Origin of the sequence: Agromyces humatus (genome assembly GCF_021228295.1) — a bacterium.
Taxonomy (GTDB): domain Bacteria; phylum Actinomycetota; class Actinomycetes; order Actinomycetales; family Microbacteriaceae; genus Agromyces; species Agromyces humatus.
On the sequence record NZ_JAJQPD010000001.1, the window covers coordinates 551,395 to 572,534 of the forward strand.

A 21,140-nucleotide genomic window follows, 5' to 3' on the forward strand; every position below is an offset into this window, starting at 1 on the left:
CTGTTAACGAAAGGGGGCGGCACCCATTGGGGGGAACAGGTGCCGCCTCGGCAGCACAAGGATTGGGGGGAATCACGAGTGCTGCAGGCCTCGAAACGAGTGTTCGGGCGCAACCCAGCATACGGCTTGCAGAACGATGCGCAAGCATTATTTGTCCGCATTTGTGCGGACATGCAGTTTTCTCTGCGCAAAGGCACAGTAACCCCTTGCGGTCGTGCGCGGAAGAGCGGATTACGGTCGTGTTTCGCCGCGTGTGCAGCCGGGTCGCGGGCGGGCGGTAATCTGCTGGTGGGGCAGGCGACCCATCCGTGGAACCAATCGCGAAGGAGCGACCGCAGAACCATGACCGTTCAGATCGATCACGCGCTCGAGGAGATCCGGCGCTTCCGCCCGAGCCCCGAGTTCGCCGCCCAGTCCGTCGCCGACCCGGCCCTCTACGAGGCCGCCAAGGCCGATCGCCTCGCCTTCTGGGCCGACCAGGCCCGTGAACTGCTCACCTGGCACAAACCATTCACCCGCACGCTCGACTGGTCGAACCCGCCCTTCGCGAAGTGGTTCGACGACGGTGAGCTCAACGTCGCCGTCAACTGCCTCGACCGTCACGTCGAGGCCGGCCTCGGCGACCGCGTCGCCATCCACTTCGAGGGCGAGCCCGGCGACAGCCGCGACATCACCTACGCCGAGCTCACCGACGAGGTCAAGCGCGCCGCGAACGTGCTCGAGGGCCTCGGCGTGGGTGAGGGCGACCGTGTCGCCATCTACCTGCCGATGATTCCCGAGGCCGTCATCTCGATGCTCGCGGTCGCGCGCATCGGCGCGATCCACTCGGTCGTGTTCGGCGGCTTCAGCTCCGACAGCCTCGCGTCGCGCATCGACGACGCCGAGGCGAAGCTCGTCATCACCGCCGACGGCGGCTACCGCAAGGGGCGGGTGTTCCCGCTGAAGCCCACCGTCGACGAGGCGATCGCGAAGACCGCCGGCAGCGTCGAGAACGTGCTCGTCGTCCGGCGCGCCGAGAACGACGTCGCGCTCGAGCCGGGCCGCGACCAGTGGTGGCACGAGACCGTCGGCACGGCGCCGGCCGAGCACGAAGCGACGGCCTTCAACGCCGAGCATCCGCTGTTCATCCTGTACACGTCGGGCACCACCGGCAAGCCCAAGGGCGTCGTGCACTCGAGCGGCGGCTACCTCACCCAGACCGCGTTCACGCACAAGTACGTCTTCGACCTGCACCCCGAGACCGACGTGTACTGGTGCACCGCCGACGTCGGCTGGGTCACCGGGCACTCCTACGTGGTCTACGGCCCGCTCGCGAACGGCGCGACCCAGGTGCTCTACGAGGGCACGCCCGACACCCCGCACCCGGGCCGCTGGTGGGAGATCGTCGAGAAGTACAAGGTCTCGATCCTCTACACCGCGCCCACCGCGATCCGCTCGTTCATGAAGCTCGGCCGGCAGATCCCGCACGAGTTCAACCTGCGCTCACTCCGCCTGCTCGGCTCGGTCGGCGAACCCATCAACCCCGAAGCGTGGATCTGGTACCGCCACGTCATCGGCGGCGGCTCGATCCCCGTGGTCGACACGTGGTGGCAGACCGAGACCGGCGCGATCATGATCTCGGCGCTGCCCGGCATCACCGACCTGAAGCCCGGGTCGGCGCAAGTGCCGATCCCCGGCATCTCGATCGACATCCTCAGCGACGACGGCACGCCCGTCGAGGGCGAGAGCGGCGGCCTGCTCGTCGTCAGTGAACCGTGGCCGTCGATGCTGCGCGGCATCTGGGGCGACCCCGAACGGTTCAAAGAGACCTACTGGGAGAAGTTCGGCGACAAGTACTTCGCCGGCGACGGCGCCCGCCACGACGAAGACGGCGACATCTGGCTGCTGGGCCGGGTCGACGACGTCATGAACGTGTCGGGTCACCGTCTCTCGACCGCCGAGATCGAGTCGTCGCTCGTCGCCCACCCGTGGACGGCCGAGGCCGCCGTGGTCGGGGCATCCGACGAGACCACCGGTCAGGCGGTCGTCGCCTTCGTCATTTTGAAGGCGAGCCAGGTCTCGCACGCCACCGACCCGGCCGACGCATCCGAAGAGCTGCGCAAGCACGTCGCCATGCAGATCGGCGCGATCGCCCGGCCTCGCCAGGTGTTCATCGTCAACGAGCTGCCGAAGACGCGCTCGGGCAAGATCATGCGCCGCCTGCTGCGCGATCTCGCCGAGGGCCGGCAGATCGGCGACACCACGACCCTCGCCGACACGTCGATCATGCAGATCATCAGCGAGCAGGTGAAGTAGCGGCCTGCGACCACGAACTGCGGGATGAATGGATGCCCCGGCGGGATCGTTCCCGCCGGGGCATCCCTCATTCGTCCGAGGTGCTGAGCCAGGCCCGCCCCTGCGCCAGGCCCTCCCCGAGCCAGGCTCACCCCTGAGCCATGTTCTCCCCTGCGCCACGCCCACCCCTGAACCAGGCCCACCCCTGAGCCAGGCCCACCCCTGAGCCAGGCCCACCCCTGAGCCAGGCCCACCCTGAGCCATGTTCTCCCCTGCGCCACGCCCACCCCTGAACCAGGCCCACCCCTGAGCCAGGCCCGCCCTGAGCCATGCTCTCCCCTGCGCCAGGCCCACCCCTGAGCCAGGCTCTCCGGTGTGTACAGGACGTTAGCGGAATTACAGGACGACTCGACCGGTCAGGTGTCCTGCAAAGCGCCAGAAGTCCTGTCAACCGCATGGCGGTCAACCCCAGGCGCCCACCTTCACCAGTTGTGGCGCCCCTGGGCCATCAGGCTGAGCACGGTCGATTCGATCATCGCCCACTCGTACATCACCTGATCGCGGCTGAAGCGCACGACAAGGTACCCTTTGCGAACCAAGCGCTGATCCTCGCGCAAGTCCTTGTTGCGTTGTGCCCGCGAGCTGTGCGGCCCGAAGCCGTCGAACTGCAGCAGGAGCCGTTGACCGATCATTCCGTCGACCCGATGCCCGTCAACCTCGATCTGCGGCACCATCAGCACTCCACGACGTGCGAGCCTGACGCGCGCGATCGATTCGACGCCCGAGTCGGCACGGGGGTGCACGTGTTCGACGACACGGCGAAGCACCGGGTCGGATGCCGCGAGCGCGCGCAATTCGGGCAACGAGACCTTGCACCGCACGAGCGCGGAATCGCACACCGCAACAGCCTGCTCGACCGGTTGACACCGCGCGATCTGGACCAGCACGCGGGGCAGCCCGTCAATACTCGCGCGAATGCCGATTGCGGCGCCCGCCGTCGGATTGCGCGTCCAATGCACGGCGAGGTCGCGCTGCTCGCTCATCGTCTCGGGTGCCGTCAATGTGAGTCGTGACGCGTGCCGCCCCGCGCTGACGTGCACGTGTTCGCTGTCGACCGACCACAGTCCATGAACCGCCGCTGCCGACACGCACGCCAACGTCGCCCCCGAGTAGAGCGCGCGCTCGAGCATCGGATCGCATTTCCTTCCGACGATCCAGTCGCGCCTCACCGCCTTGACGTCACCCCTGCCGATGGCCTCTCGAAGCTCGAGCGCGCCGATGCCGGCATCGCGAAGCACGCGCCGATGCGCGGCCTTGCTGGCCCCAAGCGCCTTGACGACCGATCCCATTCGACCAGCCTGCGGCACGAGCGCGTCACTAGGAGGTCGGCGCAGCATCAGTGTGTACCGGCGCTCGTGCCGTTCACCTGTGGAGGAGGAGTTCGGCGGCGCGCGCGCTGCAGATCGCAGCTTCGACACGCCGTGGCAGACAGGACATTTTGGGTTCTACAGGACGACCGTTCGACCCGGTCGTCCTGTTCACTCCAACTTGTCCTGTAAACCCGGCGCGGGGCGCGGCGGGGCCCGGGGCGGGGGCGGGGCTAGGCGAACTCGACGATCAGCTCGAGCTCGACGGGCGAGTCGAGGGGCAGCACGGCCACGCCGACGGCCGAGCGTGCGTGCCGGCCCGCATCGCCGAAGATCTCGCCGAGCAGCTCGGAGGCCCCGTTGATCACGCCGGGCTGCCCGGTGAAGGCGGGGTCGCTCGCGACGAAGCCCACGAGCTTCACGACGCGGGTGACGCGGTCGAGCGAGCCGAGCTCGGCGCGCACCGCCGCGAGCGCGTTGAGCACGCAGGTGCGGGCGTAACCCTTGGCGTCGTCGGCGGGCACGAGCCCCCGGCCGTCGCCGACCTTGCCCGTCGCGGGCAGCGCGCCCGCCGTGAACGGCAGCTGTCCCGAGGTGTACACGTGGTTGCCGGTGACGACCGCGGGCACGTACGCGGCAACGGGCGGCGCGACCTCGGGCAGCGCGATGCCGAGCTCGGCCAGTCGCGACTCGAACGCGGCCATCAGGCGTGGCCCTCGCCCTCGAACTGCTTGGCCGCCTGGGCGGCGGCTGCAGCGCCGGCGGATGCCGCGGCCGAGGTCTCGCCGCCGATCGGGCGCTTGAGGTACGCGACGAGACCGCCCTCGGGCCCCTGCACGATCTGCACGAGCTCCCAGCCCTCGGAACCCCAGTTGTTGAGGATCGCGGCGGTGTTGTGGATGAGCAGCGGAGTGGTGATGTACTCCCAGGTCGGCATGTGCGACTCCTTGACGGTGCGGTTCGGTGGGCGGTTCTGTGGATCGGTGCGGTTCGGCGCGTACGATGGGTACGCAGAGATTCGGTGCATCACGGTGTGTCGGGCGAGCATCGCGGCGCACTGGGCGCGTAGCGGGTTTTGCCAGATTTCTCCGTTACGCTCCACTATATGTCTGCCCAAAAACGTACGATGAGCGACGTCGGCGCCGGAATCCTCGGCTTCGTCGGCATGAGCGCTCTCGCCGGCGTTCTCGTCACCGCCGCGGTGACCCCGGCACTCGCGGTGACCGGAATGGCCGCCAACAACAGCATCACGATGTTCGAGAACCTTCCCGGTTACCTCGAGCCAGGTGAACTCGCGCAGAAGTCGACCATCTACGCCGTCAAGTCCGACGGCAACGCGTCGCCGATGGCCTCGTTCTACGACGAGAACCGCGAAGAGGTCGCACTCGAGTACGTCTCGCAGTACCTGAAGGACGCCGCAATCGCCGGCGAAGACCCCCGCTTCTACGACCACGGCGGCGTCGACATCGCCGGCACCGTGCGCGGCGCGCTGAACACCGTCGTCGCGGGCGACACGCAGGGTGGTTCGTCGATCACGCAGCAGTACGTGAAGAACGTGCTCGTGAACAACGACATGGCGAAGGCGAAGACCGAAGAAGAGCGCATCGCCGCCTGGGAGCAGCACACCGAGACCACGGTCGACCGCAAGCTCAAAGAGATGCGGTACGCGATCACCCTCGAGAAGGAGGTCTCGAAAGACGAGATCCTCCAGGGCTACCTGAACATCGCCGCGTTCGGCGGCACCGTCTACGGCGTGCAGACCGCCGCGCAGTACTACTTCCAGACGAACGCGAAAGACATCACGCTGCCGCAGGCTGCGAGCCTCATCGCGATCGTGAACAACCCCGAGAAGTTCCGCCTCGACTACCCCGAGAGCGAGAAGAACGGCGCGGCAACCGTCATCGACGGCGAGACCGTGCCGTACGCGGCCAACAAGGACCGCCGCGACTACATCCTCGGCGAGATGCTCAGAGAGAAGAAGATCACCCAGGAAGAGCACGACGCCGCTGTCGCGACGCCCGTGCAGCCCGTGATCACCGAGCCCGTCACCGGCTGCCAGGCGGCACCGGTGTACGCGTTCTTCTGCGACTACGTCACGTGGGAGATCAAGAACAAGTTCGACGACCCCGCGACCGAAGATGTCGACGAGGGCGCCAAGATGCTCAAGCAGGGCGGGCTCGACATCTACACGACCATCGACATGGACCTGCAGAACGAGGCGACGACGGCGCTCAACGAGAACGTGCCGAAGACGGCTGAGGGCATCGACATCGGCGGCTCGGTCGTGTCGGTCGAGGTCGCCACCGGCCGCATCCTCGCGATGGCGCAGAACAAGGACTACAGCAGCGACCCGACCGTGCTCGACACGGGCAACAACTACAGCGCCGTCAACTACAACGCTCGCCACAACTACGGCGGTTCGAGCGGCTTCCAGCCCGGTTCGACGTTCAAGGTCTTCACGCTCGGCGAATGGCTCAACGAGGGCCACTCGGTCAACGAGAGCGTCGACTCGCGCAAGCGCTCGAACTGGGGCACGTTCAACGACAGCTGCAACGGCCCGGTGAACGTCGACGGCTGGGACCCCCGCAACGACGGCGGTGAACAGGGCGGCTACTGGAGCGCGCTGCAGAACACGGTGAACTCCTACAACACGGGCTTCGTCGCCATGGCGAAGCAGCTCGACCTCTGCGGCATCAAGAAGACCGCGACGGCGCTCATGAGCGACGGTCGCGCCGACGGCGGCGAACTCGGCACGCCCTCGAGCGAGCCCTCGTGGACCTTCCAGCCTTCTGCCGTGCTCGGCACCGAAGAGGTCGCCCCCCTCGCCATGGCCACGGCCTTCGCGGCGATCGCCGGCAAGGGCGTCTCGTGCACGCCGATCGCCATCGACAAGATCACCGATGCCGAGGGCGAGCCGATCGCTGCGCCCGCTTCCGAGTGCACGCAGGCCGTCACCGCCGAGGTCGCGGCCGGCATGGACTACGCGATGCAGCGCGTCATGACGAGTGGCACGGGTTCGTCGTCGCTCTACAAGATGGACACGCAGGGCACTCCGATGATCGGCAAGACCGGTACGACCGACAACGCCGAGGCCACGTGGATGAGCGGTGCCTCGACGCGCGTCGCGACCGTCGTCGGCGTCTACAACGTCACCGGCCACGTGAACCTGCGCGACACGTACTTCGACGCGGGCGAGGCCGCGGTGCTGCGCCACAACATCTGGCCGCGCGTCATGGACGTCGCGAACAGCAAGTACCCCGGCGAATCGTTCCCCGAACCGCCTCAGAACCTGCTCTTCGCCCCGCAGGTGTCGGTGCCCGATGTGCTCGGCCTCTCCCCCGAGGCTGCGCAGAAGGCGCTCGAAGACGCCGGCTTCGGCTGGACCATGGACGGCGACGTCGACTCGGCGCAGCCGAAGGGCACGATCGGTGCGCAGAACCCGTCTGGCACCGCCAGCAGGGGTGCGGTGATCTCGCTGCAGGTCAGCCGCGGCAACGGGGCCAGCGTCCCCGACGTGACCGGTCAGCCGGCCGACCAGGCAGAGGCCGCGCTCACCGCTGCGGGCTTCCGCGTCGATCGCCGTGAGGAAGACACCACCGATCCGGCTCAGGTCGGCGTGGTGATCTCGCAGTCGCCCGGCGCCGGCGAGAACGCCAAGCGCGGCGACAAGGTGACCATCACCGTCGGCCGACTGGGCGCCGGCAACGGCAACGGCGATGGCGGCGGCCCCGGCGACGGCAACGCCCCTGAGGAGGGTTGAGCCCCCGATTGGCAACCCGTCTGACGCCCGTCGCGCGGATCGCACTTGCGATCGGCGCGGCGGGCGCCGCCGCATTCGCGTACGGATCGCTCGTCGAGCGCACCCGATTCACGCTTCGCCGAGCGGATGTCGCGGTGCTGCCGCCCGGCTCGAAGCCGATCAAGGTGCTGCACCTCACCGACCTGCACATGGCGCCGTGGCAGCGCGACAAGCAGGACTGGGTGCGCGGCCTCGCCGGCCTCGAGCCCGACCTCATCGTCGACACGGGCGACAACCTCGGCCATGAGCGCGGCATCGAGGGCATCCGGCGGGCATTCGAGCCGTTCCGGGGTGTGCCGGGCGTGTTCGTCAACGGTTCGAACGACTACTTCGGGCCGGCCCTGAAGAACCCGTTCACCTACTTCGTCGGCCCGTCGAAGCACATGGCGAGGTCCAAGCCCCTCGACATCGACGAGTTGCACGGGTACTTCGCCGATCTCGGCTGGCAGGACCTCGACAACACCGCGGCGAGCCTCGATGTCCGCGGCACGCATTTCGAGTTCTTCGGGGTCGACGACCCGCACAAGGGCTACGACCGCCTCGACCTCATCACCGCGGCCATCGACGACCTGCGCGCCGAAGACCCGCTCGGCGACGAGACCTGGCCCGACGAGGCATCCGCCGCTGAACGACGCCCGACCGTCACGGTCGGCGTGGCGCACGCGCCCTACCAGCGGGTCCTGAACTCGTTCGTGAACCATGGGGCGCAACTCATCTTCGCGGGCCACACGCATGGCGGCCAGGTGTGCGTGCCCGGCTTCGGCGCGCTCGTCACCAACTGCGACATCCCGCGCTCGCAGGTGAAGGGCCTCAGCGTCTGGCGGCACGGTCTGCGCTCGGCGTTCCTCAACGTGTCGGCGGGCCTCGGCACGTCGATCTACGCGCCGGTGCGCTTCGCGTGCCCGCCCGAGGCGACGCTGCTCACACTGGTTCCGACCGAGTAGCGAGCTGGTCGGGCGGCCTCGATTTATCGGCTATCCTTGTTGAGGCCCGCAAGGGCACCGGGGTGTGGCGCAGCTTGGTAGCGCGCGTCGTTCGGGACGACGAGGTCGCAGGTTCAAATCCTGTCACCCCGACACTTGGTGAAGGCCCTCTTCTGGCGAAGGGGGCCTTCGTCGTTCCCGCACCCGACTCGCACGTCACGCGTCGGCCGCCGGCGCCGACGAGACGCTCAGACGGCACGCTCAGACGTCACGCTCGGACGGCACGCACAGACGGCACGCACAGACGGCACGCACAGACGGCACGCTCAGGCCCGGCCGGTAGCCTGTGCCGGTGACCTCGACCGCACGAAGCCACGGCCTGCTCGCTGCAGCTGCCGTGCTGTACGCGTTCGCACTGTCGATCGTGCTGTTCTGGCCGGTGCACGTCGACGGCGATGGCGGGCTGATCCGCTTCGACGGCGTGCTCGGCTGGCTGGGCGGTCTCGGCGTGAGCCCAGAGGCGGGGTATCCGCTCGTCGAGTCGGTCGCCAACGGGGTGCTGTTCCTCCCGTTCGGCCTGCTCGTCGCCCTCGCCGCCGAGCGTTGGCATCCGGTGCTGCGTGTCGCCACGGCCGCAGGGCTCGCGCTGGGGTTCAGCATCGCCGCCGAGACGGCGCAGGGACTGTTCCTTCCCGACCGCACGGTGGATCCGCGCGACGTGGTCGCCAACACCGCAGGTGCGGCGATCGGGGCGCTCGTGCCCGTGCTCGTCACCCGAGCTCGGCGCGTCGCGCGCGTTCGCAGCGGCGCAGCGCCGACGCGGTAGTCGCGGCGCGGACCGCCCTTACGGCCGCCCGAGCCCGCGGTACGTCCACCCGGCGGCGCGCCACGCGGCGGCGTCGAGCACGTTGCGCCCGTCGATGACGTGCTGGGCACCCACGAGCTGCCCCGTCTCGACGGGGTCGAGGCCGCGGTACTCGCGCCACTCGGTGACGAGCACGACGAGGTCGGCGCCGCGCAGCGCCTCGCGGGTCGAGGTCGTGTAGTCGAGCTGGGGGTGTCGAAGCCGGGCGTTCTCGATGCCCTCGGGGTCGGTGGCGATGACCTCGGCACCGAGGCCCTTGAGCTGCACGGCCACGTCGAGCGCGGGCGAGTCGCGCACGTCATCGGACTCGGGCTTGAACGTCACCCCGAGCACCGCGATGCGCTTCTGGTGCACGCTGCCGTCGAGCGCCTCGACGGCGAGGTCGACGACCCGCTGACGCTGCCTGAGGTTGATCTCGTCGACCTCGCGCAGGAACGCGAGCGAGTCGGCGCGGCCGAGCTCTTCAGCCCGAGCGGTGAACGCGCGGATGTCTTTCGGCAGGCAGCCGCCACCGAACCCGACGCCCGCGTTGAGGAACCGTCGGCCGATGCGCGCGTCGTGCCCGATGGCATCGGCCAGCGCGGTGACGTCGGCGCCGGTCGCGTCGGCGATCTCGCTCATGGCGTTGATGAAGCTGATCTTGGTGGCGAGGAACGCGTTGGCGGCGACCTTCACGAGCTCGGCGGTGGCGTAGTCGGTGACGACGCGCGGCGTTCCGGCCTCGATCGCGGCGCGATAGATCTGGTCGAGCACGGATGCTGCGTGGTCGTCGGCCACGCCGTACACGAGCCGGTCGGGCTCGAGCGTGTCTTTCACGGCGAATCCCTCGCGCAGGAATTCGGGGTTCCACGCCAGCGTCGCGTGCGGCGCAGCCTCGGCGATGCGTGCGGCGAGGCGCGCGGCCGTGCCGACGGGCACGGTGCTCTTGCCGACGACGAGCGCCCCTTCGGCGAGGTGCGGCAACAGCGACTCGACCGCGGCGTCGACGTAGGTCAGGTCTGCAGCGTGCGTTCCGGCGGCCTGGGGTGTGCCCACGGCGACGAAGTGCACCTCGGCGCCGGCCGCGTCGGCGATGTCGGTGCTGAAGCGCAGCCGGCCGGTCGCGGTCGCCGAGGCGAGGATCTCGGGCAATCCTGGCTCGAAGAACGGCGGACGCCCTGCCGCGAGTTCGGCGATCTTCGCCGCGTCGACGTCGATGCCGACGACCTCGTGCCCGAGCTCGGCCATGGCCGAAGCGTGCACGGCACCGAGATACCCGCAACCGATCACCGAAATACGCACAGCTTCTCCTTCGTCACAAACCCTGACTATTCTGCCCTACGCGGGTGACGCGGCATCCGCGGCTGTTGCGACGACGCGAGTGAGGGGACATCCTCGACGATTGCGGCTACGTGCGTGACGTGACATCCGCTCGCCTTCGCCCGCTCGCCCACCGCAGCAGCTGCTCGAGCGGTCCGCGACCGATGTACCGCCGCCAGAGCCAGGCGAAGAGCATCGAGCCGACGATGAGGGCGATGAGCAGCTCCCACGAATCGTCGGTGCGCACGCCGTTCTCGGTGCGCACCGCCGCGGTGATGACGAGGAGGTGCACGGTGTAGACGCTGAGCGGCATCGCGCCCATGGCGGTGATCGGCGACAGCAGCAGCCGCGCCACGCGCCGCACGGGGGGCACCGCGAACTGCAGCAGCAACAGCATGGCCGCGACGACGAGCACGCCGAATCCGACGTTGCCGACGGCCTCGATCGAGAGCCTCACGGCCTCGGTGGTGGTCGCCGACACGGGCGCGTCGGCGCCGAGCGCGTCGATGGCCGCCGCGGCGTTGCCGCCCGGCATGAGCGCCGCGACCGGCAGCAGGGTCGCGGCGGCGTAGGTGCCGATGAGCGCCGCGACCGCGACGACTCGCGGCGATCCCAGGTCGTAGCGCACGAGTGCCAGGCCGATGAGCATCACGGCGACCCACACGAGCACCGGGTACGCGCCGCTCACGAACCAGTCGGCGACGAACCCGAGCGATGACGCGTCGAGCTCGGCGACGAACGCGGTTCGCTTGGCGAGCTCGGCGAGCGCCGGCGCGACGGCGAGCGCCACGATGCCCGCCCCGAGCACCACGCCCCGCGGAAGGAACAGCAGCGGCAGCAGCAGCAGGAACGCGACGCCGTAGACGTCGAGGATGATGAACACGAGCGGGTGCAGCGTGAGCGCGATGCCGAGTCCGAGGATGATCAGGATGACCGCGCGGATCGCGATCTGACTGCGCAGCCGGCCGCGGCCTTCGACGAGCGGCCGGGTGGCGCCGGTGATGAACCCGAGGCCCATGCCCGCCGTGAGCGCGAACAGCAGGCGCGGGCGTTCGTCGGCCAGCGCGATGAGCGACGTGAGATCAGCGGATGCCGCAGCCGGCGACACGTGCGCGATGAACATGCCGATCAGCGCGAGGCCACGGGCGGCATCGACACCGTCGACGCGCGCGGCAGGCGTCGCTGCGGGTGCGCGGTCGGCCATGAGTCACAGCCTCGCACACCGCGTCGGTCGAGTTGCGCCCGACGCCCGTCAGCGCCCGACGACCGTCAGCGCACGACGACGGTGGGCCCCTCGAGATGCGCGAGCATGCCGTGGCTGACCGATCCGAGCAGGAACCGCGCGAGCGCTCCGCGTCCGTGGCTGCCGACGACGAGCAGCGAGGCCTCGTCGGCCGCATCCGACAGGGCGACGACCGGATCGCCCACGACCACGCGCCGGTCGATCTCGAGCCGCGGGTGCGCGGCCACGACGGGTTGCAGGGCGGTGTCGAGCAGTTCGCGTGCGGCCGTGCTGAGGTCGCCGTCGTCGACCATCGACACTCCGTAGCCGTACTCGGCGCCGACGATCACGCCGATGTCCCACGCGTGCACGGCGATGAGCGGCTCGCCGAGGCGTTCGGCTTCGGATGCCGCGAATTCGAGCGTGGAGGCGGATGACTCGGATCCGTCGACCCCGACGACGACCCCGCGCCGCCCGGTGACGTCGATGTCGGGGATCACGGCGACGGGCACGTGGCTTCCGGCGGCGATGCGCAGACTGTGCACCCCGCGCCGGCTGGGGCGCTTGCCGCCGTGCCAGTCGCTGCCGACCACGAGCAGTTCGGCGTTGCGCGACAGTTCGTCGAACACCTCAGTGGCGGGGCCGTGCTCGAACGTCGTCACGACTTCGAGGTTCGGGTCGATCTCGATGGCCGCGGCGACGGCCGCGTCGATGGCTCCCTGTGCCTCGGCCTTGGCTGCGGCCATCAGGTCGGCGTCGCGTGTGACCTCGACGGCCAGGTCGATGACGTGCACGATGTGCAGCCGCGCGCCCCGCTTCGAAGCTCGACGGGCCGCCCACCGTACGGCCTGCAGGCCGGCCTCCACGGCAGTGCTCACACCAACGATGGTCTCGCTCATGATGACCCCCTCGTACCCATGATCCCGCGGATGTCGCGGCGAAGCCAGAGCCGTGCGGCGGGGCATCCGCTCGCGGTTCGCGCCTGCCGCGCTCCGTGAGGATTCCCCCCGACCTGGGGTAACCGAGCATTGCTCATCTGCCCTAGACTCAGCCCATCGTCGCCAGTGGAGTCTGCGGGGGGACTCGATGATGAGTGATGAACGGGTGCTCGAGCTTCGCGTGCATGGCATCGCCAACTCGCCACCCCACGACATGCTGAGCACCACGCCCGACGACGTCTTCAAGGTCGAGGGCGACGAGCTGGGTTCGTTCTGGCAGCGGGTCAGCCCCGACCCCGATGCCGACCCGAACGTGCGCGTCGAAGCATACTCGTGGGGCAATCAGGCGCGCGCCGGCGGAAACGCACTCGCGCTGATCGGTCGTGCGATCGTGCACCTCAGTTGGCTGTTCGTGCTGCCGTTCGGTCTCTGCAATCTCGCGTACTGGGCTCGCCGCGACATCCCGGGCGACAAGCTGCCACCGAGCGCGCAAGGAGAACCTCCCGCCGGCGCACTCCCGGTCGTGCGACGCGATCGCCACCGCTGGCACGGCGGCACGGGTGCAATGGCGATCAGGTGGTTCGCACTGCTTCAGACCCTCTTCTACACGACGGGGTTCATGTCGGTGATGGTCGACCTCATCGCCGTGCAGTGTTATCGCCCCAGAGAGAATCCCAACGGAGAGCCGTCCGGCGAGGTCGAGTTGGTCTGCGCCGCACTGCCCGGATGGTTCGACATCTTCGAGGACTGGAGCCGCGTGTCGCGGTCCGCGCTGTTCGCTGTGGTCCCGGTGCTCGCGATGCTCCTGATCTATCTGATCGGGCTGCGGGTACGTGGGGCGTTCGAGCCGAACCGCGACTTCGAGAGCCTCGAAACCGACGAACTCGCCACCACCAGCAGTCGAGAAGACAAGCGAAGCGCGAAAGCCGCCGCGAAGCTCGCTTCGAAGGCTGCGGCGAGTTCCCCATCGAGTGCCGATTCTGCGGGGAGCTCGACCGCGATCGACGCCGCAGAACGCGAAGATACGAGCGCGTCGGCCGGAAAGCCGCTGCTCGCAACGCCGGGATTCTGGCGTCGCGCGCGCGTGTCGCAGACCTCGGAGCGAGCGCACTTCGCCGGCGTCATGAGCTTCGTGCTCCTCCTGCTGACCATCGACGCGCTGTTCGAGATGGCCGACGAGTTCACCGCTGCAGACCCGTGGGCCTGGGTGGTCTCCGCCGCACAGACAGCGCCGGTCACATTCACCGGGTTCGTCGTGGCCGCGGTGCTGATGCTGGCGACGATCGTCGTCGCCAGCCTCGCCGTCAACGACGTCGGCGGGCTCTCGGTGCGCGCCACCCGTGGCTTCGCGACACTGGTTCTGTCGGCATCGGCGCTGTCGTACGTCGCGTGGACGATTTGGTCGATCTTCGGACTCCCCCGCTTCGGCGACGGTTCTGGCGACGAGACGTTCCTGGGGCTCAGCGTCGCACCGGTGGCGATCTCGATCATCTGCGCACTGATCGCGCTGTGGAGCCTCACCTGGGCCTACCGCTGGAGGAGGAGACTGAGCGGTGCCGCGCTCATCGTGGCCTTCCTCTGCGTACTGGTCGCTGAGTACTGCGTGCTGGTCGCTGAATCCCCGATCACGTCAGAGGTCGTTGTTGCCCGCACGTGGCTCTCCATCGCGGCCTTCGGTCTCGCACTGGTGGCGCTCGCGCTCGGCTACCTCGGTCACTCCCGAGACGAGCGGAATCTGCGCAGATTGCTCGGTTGGCACGGCAACGGGGCGGCGGTGGCCATGCTCGTCGCGCTGTTCTCGTCGCTCGTGATCACGAGCCTGATGGTGATCGGTGCCCACGCGTGGCTCTCGACATCGAGCGAGCCCGCGAAAACCCAAGATCGCATCTGGAGGCGCCTGACCGACGGCGGAGGGCCGGAACTCGTTCCGCCCATCTTCTACGAACAGTTCGCAGTTTCGCTGCTCTTCATCCTCGTGATCATGTTCGTGCTGGCCGCCATCGTCTGCGTCACCGCCTTCTCGCGGGTGCCGCGTCTGACCGTGCCGAAACTGCAATACCCCACCGGGTCTGATACCCGCCGCCTGATCGCCGACCGCAACCGAGGCGGCGCAACCGAACCCCTCAATCGGGACTACCCCATCGTCGAGAAGCACCTTCGCGACAAGGATCGAATCGTGGCGTCGGCCCGCCGGCTCTCTGCGGTCGCCCATCGCGGCGAGAAGATGCTGACCGTGCTCGCCATCCTCACCGCGGTCGCGCTCGTACCGCTGACGGTGCCGCTGCTCACCCCAGGGTCGATCGGCGCTTGGCTGAATGGGTGGGCCCAACCAGAGGCGATCGCCATTTGGAACGTTGTCTGGGCCCAACTGACCACCATCGCCGGCTGGGCACTCGGGCTGTTCGCCCTCGCCGCTGTGGCGTGGGTCGTGACGAACGCCATCACCTCGACGGAGCGCCCGCTCGGACTGGTCTGGGACATCATCTGCTTCTTCCCCCGGGCCGGACATCCGTTCACGCCGCCCTGCTACGCCGAGCGCACGGTGCCCGAACTCGTGGAGCGTCTCGAGGACTGGTTCCGTCGCCCGTCCGAGAGCGAACGCGGCGCAATCCTGTCGGCCCACTCGATGGGTGCCCCGATCGTCGTCGCCGTGGCGTTCGCGGTCGGCGCCGGCGGCACGCCGCTCGACGACTTCGACGACATCGAGGCCCCATACGCGCCCACCGAAACCAACGCGGTTCCGATCGAGCGCATCGCGCTGCTCACGTATGGGGTGCAACTGCGCGCCTACTTCGGCCGGTTCTTCCCCGCCGTGTTCGGGCCGGAGGTGCTCGGCACCCAGGGAATCGGCGCTCCATTGCTCTTCGCTCGCGATCCCTGGGGCCAAGAGGTCAGGCGGGAGTGGGCGGTTCTGCCGAAGCGTGGTGACCCGACCCGACCGTCGCGGAAGGCGAGCAGTACCCCCGAGCCGACCGGCACGACCCTGTTCACGCTGCTCGGCGGGAATGTCGCGAAGCGTACGCCTCCCCGGTGGATCAATCTCTGGCGTCGCACTGACTACCTCGGATTCCCGGTCAGCGGTTACCGCAGTGACGGGAACCTCGTCGACCGCGGAGCAAGCGAGCGAGCGCCCCGCCCGTACCTGTGGACCGTCGCGCGTCACAACGGCTATCAGGGCTCGTTGCAGTACGTCGAGGCCCGCAACAGACTGCTGGAAGCGCTGGGCTACAGCGGCGGCGCACCACCGCCCCGACCCACGACTCCGCCTCCGGTCGACCCGGTCGACCCGGTCGACCCGGTCGACCCGACCGAATCGGTCGACGTGCCGTCTGCCTAGCCGACGGCGGGTGGCTTCAGCCGGCCGGCACCGGCGGCTCGCAGAGCCGGTAGTCGCCACTCTGCAGCATCAGCTCGCACGCCTCGGCCGGCTCTCCGGGCCACACGCGCGGGTCGCCGGCGACGGCGCGTCCGGCGTCGATGAGTCCGGCGTGGGCGCCCGACATGACGATCACGCTGACGCCGCCGCCCCACGGGCTGGCGAGGCTGTCGTAGCCGAACTCGGCGATGTCGGCGGCGGCGGCGCGCTGGTCGTCGAGGGTCTCCCAGATGCCGTAGGAGTGGCCGACGATGCGTCCGACGAGCGACACCGAGATCACCGCGACACCCGCGACCGCGAGCACCCCGGCGACGACCCGCAACGCCACCACGCGCGCCGTGGTGCGCGCACCGCCTTCGGGCTTCGTCAGCCCCCACGTCTTCGAGCTCAGCGCCACCCGCGCGAGCACCACCACCGCCGCGATCGCGACCGGCAGGAACGCCAGCACCCCGGGCGCCGGATGCCGCAACCACGGCGGCGTGTGCGACGACATCAGCCACCACACGAGGTACGTCACCAGCCCCAGGACGGCTACCCCGGCGACCACGGCGAACTCACGGAGTCCGGCGCGCGACGCTGCCGCGTCGGCGAGCAGCTTCGGCCGCTTCACCACGGCGATCGCCCCGATCACGGCGAGCACGACGCCGAGCGCGACGAGCCCGAAGACGACCGACGCGGGCAGGTGCCACGCACCGATGAACACGGTCAGCTTGTCGATCGGCGGCACCTTGTAGCCGAACTGCCCGCCGCCGAGCAGGAACCATCCGAAGTTGCGCAGGTTCTCGATGCCCGCCTCGGGCCCGAGCGAGAAGAACTTCACGACCTCGTAGACGAATGTCGGCGCGGCCGCGAGGCCGGCGGCGGCGAGCACCCGCGGCAGGGTCGCGCGCACGCGCTGCCAGATGCTCGAGCCGGGCGCGTCGAGCAGCGCGGCGATGGCGAACGCGGGCACCGCGAGCAGGGCGATGAATTTCGTCTGGATGGCGAGGCCCACGAGCAGCCCCGCGAGCCACGGCCGCCGGTGCAGCACCACGAGCGCCGCAGCGAGCAGCCCCGCCGCGGTCACCTCGCCGAGCACGTCGACGGGCGTCTGGATCGGCGACGGCAGCGGATCGGCCGCGTACGCGAGCGGCACCGCGGCGGCCACGAGCCCGACCCAGCGGCCACCGAGGCGTCGGCCGATGAACCACAGGCTGCCGAGCAGCAGGCTCCAGCCCAGCAGCCCGACGAGCCTGCCGGCGAGCACCGGCTCGATGCCGAGCGCCATGAGCGCGGCGATCGGCAGCATCACCACCGGCCCCGTCGAGATGCGCACGTCGAACGGCGTGATCGTGCTGCCCGAGAGCGTGCCGTCACTCGAGTAGCCGAGCCCCCGCAGCAGGTTGAGCGGCACCGTGAGGTTGAAGGCCTCGTCCTCCCAGAGGCGCACGCTCGTCAGTGCGGGCCCGAGCACCGCGAGGTTCGCGATCACGACGCCGATGACGGCGATCCAGAAGACCAGGTCGATCGGCCGGAACGACAGATCGACTGAGCGGATGCCCCGGCGCGGGGCCTCGACCGTCACGAGCGCTTTCCGGGCTTCAGGGAGACATGCCACAACTCGACCGCGGCCGCGCGCACGAACTCGCGCAGTCGCTTCGGCGGCAGCATCGGTTGCGCCTGGATCACGGCATCGCCCTCACTCCACATCGTGCCCTGGGCGTCTCCGCCGCGGCGCGGCAGGCTCGCCACCCGCAGGTAGCGCACCGTGGCGCCGCTGCGGGCTTCAGCGATCGAGAAGTGCACGTGCGGCACGTGGGCGCCTTCGGGCACCGCGGCCAGGAGCCCGCGCAGGGTGGCCGGACGGTAGGCCCGCAGCGGCGTGTTCACGTCGGGGATGCGCCGACCCGCCGCGACCGTGACGAGCATGCCGACCGAGGCCGTCAGCACTCGGCGGAACCACGGGTCGGTGCGGCCAGTGCGCACGCCGTGCACGACGTCGGCGCCGGTGTCGACGGCGGCGGTCACGAGTCGTGCGAGATCGGCGCCGTGGAACTGGCCGTCGCCGTCGACGTGCACGAGCAGGTCGGGGTCGAGCTCGAGGCCGGCACGGTAGGCGGCGAGCGCGGTGGGTCCGTGGCCGCGGTTCTGCTCGGCGGTGATGACGTGCAGGCCGGGCAGCTCGGCCGTGACGTCGGTGAGCACCTCGGCAGTGGCATCCGTCGATCGATCGTTCACGACGACGATGTCGAGCCGTTCGGCGAGCGGAGCGAGGTCGGCGTGCAGTTCGCGCACGAAGCCGGGGATGCCGTCGGCTTCGTTGTACGCCGGCATGACCACGGCGAGGTGATTCAGGCGCACGCCGTCTCCCAAGCAGCTGACGTGCAGGGGTTGCACGAGTCTGGGTAGTAGCGTAGTCGAGATGTCGCAACGAGCCCGATGGCGCCGAATTGCCGGGCTCGGTGCCCGGTTCCTCACCGTGGGCGCGATCAGTACGCTCATCGAGATCGGCGTGTTCAACCTGCTGTACCTCGTGTTCGGGTGGGATCCGGTGTCGGCGAAGGTCGTCGCGTCGCTCGTTGCTCTGGTGAACGCGTACTTCGGCAACCGCGAGTGGACGTTCCGCCACCGCGACCGCCGTGGCCGCACGCAGGAGATCGTGCTCTTCGTGCTCGTGAACGCCGCGTGCACCGCGCTGGGCGCGCTGCTCGTGTGGGCCGGTGTCGAAGCCGCGAGTGCCGTGCTCGGTCGCGAGGTCGGTCCCTTCATCGTGAACGGCATCAACCTGGTGAGCATCGTCATCGTGGTGCTCGTGCGCTTCTGGCTGTACCACAGCGTCGTGTTCCGCACTGCACCCCCGAAGACTCCCTGACCACCTGACCACCTGACCGTCCGACGCGCTGTCGCCCCCGGCCCCACCGCACCACCGCACCACCGCACCACCGCCCCACTGCACCACCGCACCACCGCACCACCGCGTCACCGAGTCACGGCGTCACCGCACCACCGCGTCACCGAGTCACGGCGTCACCCCGCCAACGCGTTACCGAGTCACGGCGTCACCCCGCCACCGCGTCACGGCGTCACCCCGCCACCGCGTCACCGCGTCACCCCGCCACCGCGTCACCGCGTCACCGCGCCACTGCGCGTCACCGCGCCACTGCGCGTCACCGCGTCACCGCGTCACCGCACCACCGCACTGCAGCACTGCAGCACCACCGCACCACAGCGTCACGCCGCGGGCATCGCCGCCAGATCGCGCCGCTTGGCTTGCCGCCCCGGTCTGGGTCGCTGTTCGGGATCGAGCGAAGCGGGTGGAACGAACCACACCCGATGGTCGCGCACGAAGATTCCCCAGCCGGTGTCGTGCAGCAAGTGATGATGGAACGTGCACAACAACACCCCATTTTCGAGGTCGGTGGGGCCGCGATGGCGCTTCCACCACTTGATGTGGTGCGCCTGCGTATAGGCAGGCGGACGGTCGCAGTCGGGGTGGGCGCAGCCTCCGTCGCGTTCGGCGAGCGCGATGCGCTGGGCCCGGGTGAACCGACGCTGACGCCGCCCGAGGTCGAGCACTTCACCGCGACTACCGAGCACGGCGGGGATCACATCGTTCGCCGCCGCGAGCTCGCGAAGGCTGGCCGCTGACACCGGCGTTTCGATGCCGTCGAGTTCGCCGAACCCGACACCTGAGACGAGCGCATCGTGGTCGATGCGGGCCACCACGGTGGCGGCGGCGAGGCTCGGCGGCGCGTCGTCGCTCGAGAGCGCGAGTCGCGCGATGTCGGCGAGCGCATCGGCACTCATCTGTGTGAGCGTGCGCGTGTCGGCGAGCGCGAGATCTGCGACGTCGGATCCAGCACCGCCGAGGATGCCGAGACCGCGGCGGCCCGCATCGCCAACACCGCTGACCCCGCCAACACCGCCGACACCCGCATCGCCAACACCGCCGACACCGCCGACACCGCCGACACCCGCATCGCCGACACCGCCGACACCCGCATCGCCGACCTCAGCGGCCGCCCGCACCGCGGCCAGCCGCGCCTTCGAGTTCTTGTCGCGCGAGTCGTGCAGCGCGGCGCCGACGAGGGTGTCGATCGCGGTCTTGACCATCGCTCCGTTGATCGGATCGAACCGGCCCCGCAGGTTGACCATGCCCGCGGCGTCTTGCCACACACGCAGTTCGCGATCGGCCCGCATCTGGGCCTCGTTGCGCACGACGCGTTGGGGATCGAGCTGCGCCTCGACGAGCTTCTGATAGTGCCCCAACCCGTCGACCCCGACGGCAGCGACCCGTTCGACGAGCGCGCCCTCGGCCCATCGCAGCTTCGCGACTTCGACCCCGGGCGCCACCCGCCCGAGGAAGCGCGTGATCGAGTGCGCCGCGTCGACCGAGATCGCCCCCGCGGCGACCGCCGACGCGACCGCGGGAAACCTGGGCGGCAACGCCTCGCCGAACCGTTCGCGCGGCTCGGTAGCTCGCGCGACCTCGATGAGCTTCGTCGCGTGATGCGACGCCGAGCCCGTGGCCGACGCGATGAGCCGCTGCGGGCTCGAGAACCCGAGCCGACCCGCGAGCCCCTCGCTGCGCACCTCGGTGGTCGACCGCTCGTGAATGGCCGAGGCGCACCGCACCTCGAGCAACTCGACCTCGCGCCTGACCTTGGCGAGCGCGCGCGTGACGCGCATGAGCCCGTCGTCGCTCAGCGCCCCGACAGGGTCGCCTCCGACCTCGCCGCCACCGACCCCACCGGCCCCGCCGCGTTCGGCCGCGATGACCGCGCCCGACCACACCTCAGCGAGCTGTTCGCAGTTCGCGAGCAGCTCTTCGAGAGAACCAGGTCGACGTTCCATACGATTATTCTGTCATCGACCACTGACACTCTCGTAGATATGTTCGATCTGTGGATAACTCCGAAGACGCCCGGATGCCCCGCCACGATCACCAGCGCCACTCCCGCGATACCGCGATACCGTCACTCCCGGATACCGCCACTCCCGCGCCACCGCCAGCCCCCGAGGGACCGAATCGAACATATCCCCCGCCACCGACATCGGCCTGACGGCCGAGATCACGCACGCAGGTAGAGGGCGATGA

Annotated in this window: 15 protein-coding genes and 1 tRNA gene; 7 read left to right on the forward strand and 9 right to left on the reverse strand. The window is 69.4% G+C overall.

Going from position 1 to position 21,140, the window contains the following annotated elements:
• The first annotated feature begins 342 nt into the window (after nt 1–342).
• Nucleotides 343–2,295, forward strand: coding sequence for an acetate--CoA ligase (gene acs / locus LSF15_RS02480; protein WP_232496930.1), 1,953 nt, complete (start codon nt 343–345; stop codon nt 2,293–2,295).
• Nucleotides 2,296–2,756: 461 nt separating this feature from the next.
• Here acs and LSF15_RS02485 read toward each other — a convergent pair whose 3' ends face one another.
• The 3 genes from LSF15_RS02485 to sp36 form a co-directional block, all read right to left on the reverse strand.
• A complete protein-coding gene (locus tag LSF15_RS02485; protein WP_232496931.1) occupies nt 2,757–3,623 on the reverse strand; it encodes a DUF559 domain-containing protein in 867 nt (288 codons plus the stop codon).
• A gap of 251 nt (nt 3,624–3,874) precedes the next feature.
• Nucleotides 3,875–4,345, reverse strand: a complete 471-nt coding sequence (locus tag LSF15_RS02490) for a RidA family protein (RefSeq protein WP_232496932.1) — start codon at nt 4,343–4,345, stop codon at nt 3,875–3,877.
• Nucleotides 4,345–4,578, reverse strand: coding sequence for a Sp36 family protein (gene sp36 / locus LSF15_RS02495; RefSeq protein WP_232496933.1), 234 nt, complete (start codon nt 4,576–4,578; stop codon nt 4,345–4,347). Before sp36 ends, LSF15_RS02490 begins: the two co-directional genes overlap by 1 nt.
• Before the next feature lie 189 nt (nt 4,579–4,767).
• Between sp36 and LSF15_RS02500 the strand changes: the two genes are divergently transcribed.
• The 4 genes from LSF15_RS02500 (at nt 4,768) to LSF15_RS02515 (ending at nt 9,189) form a co-directional block, all read left to right on the forward strand.
• On the forward strand, nt 4,768–7,401 hold the full coding sequence (locus LSF15_RS02500; protein WP_232496934.1) for a transglycosylase domain-containing protein: 2,634 nt from the start codon (nt 4,768–4,770) through the stop codon (nt 7,399–7,401).
• Between the two features lie 8 nt (nt 7,402–7,409).
• A complete protein-coding gene (locus tag LSF15_RS02505) occupies nt 7,410–8,384 on the forward strand; it encodes a metallophosphoesterase (RefSeq protein WP_232496935.1) in 975 nt (324 codons plus the stop codon).
• Between the two features lie 58 nt (nt 8,385–8,442).
• Nucleotides 8,443–8,516 (forward strand) — tRNA-Pro (locus tag LSF15_RS02510).
• A 199-nt stretch (nt 8,517–8,715) separates the two neighbouring features.
• Complete coding sequence (locus LSF15_RS02515; protein WP_232496936.1) at nt 8,716–9,189, forward strand: VanZ family protein; 474 nt, start codon at nt 8,716–8,718, stop codon at nt 9,187–9,189.
• A gap of 18 nt (nt 9,190–9,207) precedes the next feature.
• On the opposite strand, the gene LSF15_RS02520 is transcribed toward LSF15_RS02515, so the two are convergent.
• From LSF15_RS02520 to LSF15_RS02530, 3 genes are all read right to left on the reverse strand, one after another.
• Nucleotides 9,208–10,509 carry a UDP-glucose dehydrogenase family protein gene (locus LSF15_RS02520; RefSeq protein WP_232496937.1) on the reverse strand — a complete coding sequence of 434 codons (1,302 nt, stop codon included), beginning with the start codon at nt 10,507–10,509 and terminating at the stop codon, nt 9,208–9,210.
• A gap of 106 nt (nt 10,510–10,615) precedes the next feature.
• Nucleotides 10,616–11,731 carry a heparan-alpha-glucosaminide N-acetyltransferase domain-containing protein gene (locus LSF15_RS02525; RefSeq protein WP_232496938.1) on the reverse strand — a complete coding sequence of 372 codons (1,116 nt, stop codon included), beginning with the start codon at nt 11,729–11,731 and terminating at the stop codon, nt 10,616–10,618.
• A gap of 65 nt (nt 11,732–11,796) precedes the next feature.
• The gene (locus tag LSF15_RS02530; protein ID WP_232496939.1) at nt 11,797–12,648 is read right to left on the reverse strand and encodes a universal stress protein; all 852 of its coding nucleotides are present in this window, start codon (nt 12,646–12,648) and stop codon (nt 11,797–11,799) included.
• Between the two features lie 190 nt (nt 12,649–12,838).
• On the opposite strand from LSF15_RS02530, the gene LSF15_RS02535 reads away from it, so the two are divergent.
• On the forward strand, nt 12,839–16,024 hold the full coding sequence (locus LSF15_RS02535) for a hypothetical protein (protein ID WP_232496940.1): 3,186 nt from the start codon (nt 12,839–12,841) through the stop codon (nt 16,022–16,024).
• 16 nt (nt 16,025–16,040) lie between these two features.
• Here LSF15_RS02535 and LSF15_RS02540 read toward each other — a convergent pair whose 3' ends face one another.
• Together LSF15_RS02540 and LSF15_RS02545 are read right to left on the reverse strand one after the other, a co-directional pair.
• Nucleotides 16,041–17,627 carry a glycosyltransferase family 39 protein gene (locus LSF15_RS02540; protein WP_232496941.1) on the reverse strand — a complete coding sequence of 529 codons (1,587 nt, stop codon included), beginning with the start codon at nt 17,625–17,627 and terminating at the stop codon, nt 16,041–16,043.
• On the reverse strand, nt 17,624–18,403 hold the full coding sequence (locus LSF15_RS02545; RefSeq protein WP_232496942.1) for a glycosyltransferase family 2 protein: 780 nt from the start codon (nt 18,401–18,403) through the stop codon (nt 17,624–17,626). Before LSF15_RS02545 ends, LSF15_RS02540 begins: the two co-directional genes overlap by 4 nt.
• Nucleotides 18,404–18,464: 61 nt before the next feature.
• Here LSF15_RS02545 and LSF15_RS02550 point away from each other — a divergent pair, with 61 nt between their 5' ends.
• On the forward strand, nt 18,465–18,914 hold the full coding sequence (locus LSF15_RS02550) for a GtrA family protein (protein ID WP_232496943.1): 450 nt from the start codon (nt 18,465–18,467) through the stop codon (nt 18,912–18,914).
• 359 nt (nt 18,915–19,273) lie between these two features.
• On the opposite strand, the gene LSF15_RS02555 is transcribed toward LSF15_RS02550, so the two are convergent.
• On the reverse strand, nt 19,274–20,896 hold the full coding sequence (locus LSF15_RS02555; RefSeq protein WP_232496944.1) for a DUF222 domain-containing protein: 1,623 nt from the start codon (nt 20,894–20,896) through the stop codon (nt 19,274–19,276).
• Nucleotides 20,897–21,140 lie beyond the last annotated feature (244 nt).

Coding starts and splice junctions, on each gene's coding strand:
- acs (WP_232496930.1), top strand. CDS start 343: ATGACCGTTCAGATCGATCACGCGCTCGAGGAGATCCGGCGCTTCCGC.
- LSF15_RS02485 (WP_232496931.1), bottom strand. CDS start 3,623: ATGGGATCGGTCGTCAAGGCGCTTGGGGCCAGCAAGGCCGCGCATCGG.
- LSF15_RS02490 (WP_232496932.1), bottom strand. CDS start 4,345: ATGGCCGCGTTCGAGTCGCGACTGGCCGAGCTCGGCATCGCGCTGCCC.
- sp36 (WP_232496933.1), bottom strand. CDS start 4,578: ATGCCGACCTGGGAGTACATCACCACTCCGCTGCTCATCCACAACACC.
- LSF15_RS02500 (WP_232496934.1), top strand. CDS start 4,768: ATGAGCGACGTCGGCGCCGGAATCCTCGGCTTCGTCGGCATGAGCGCT.
- LSF15_RS02525 (WP_232496938.1), bottom strand. CDS start 11,731: ATGGCCGACCGCGCACCCGCAGCGACGCCTGCCGCGCGCGTCGACGGT.
- LSF15_RS02530 (WP_232496939.1), bottom strand. CDS start 12,648: ATGAGCGAGACCATCGTTGGTGTGAGCACTGCCGTGGAGGCCGGCCTG.
- LSF15_RS02535 (WP_232496940.1), top strand. CDS start 12,839: ATGAGTGATGAACGGGTGCTCGAGCTTCGCGTGCATGGCATCGCCAAC.
- LSF15_RS02550 (WP_232496943.1), top strand. CDS start 18,465: ATGTCGCAACGAGCCCGATGGCGCCGAATTGCCGGGCTCGGTGCCCGG.
- LSF15_RS02555 (WP_232496944.1), bottom strand. CDS start 20,896: ATGGAACGTCGACCTGGTTCTCTCGAAGAGCTGCTCGCGAACTGCGAA.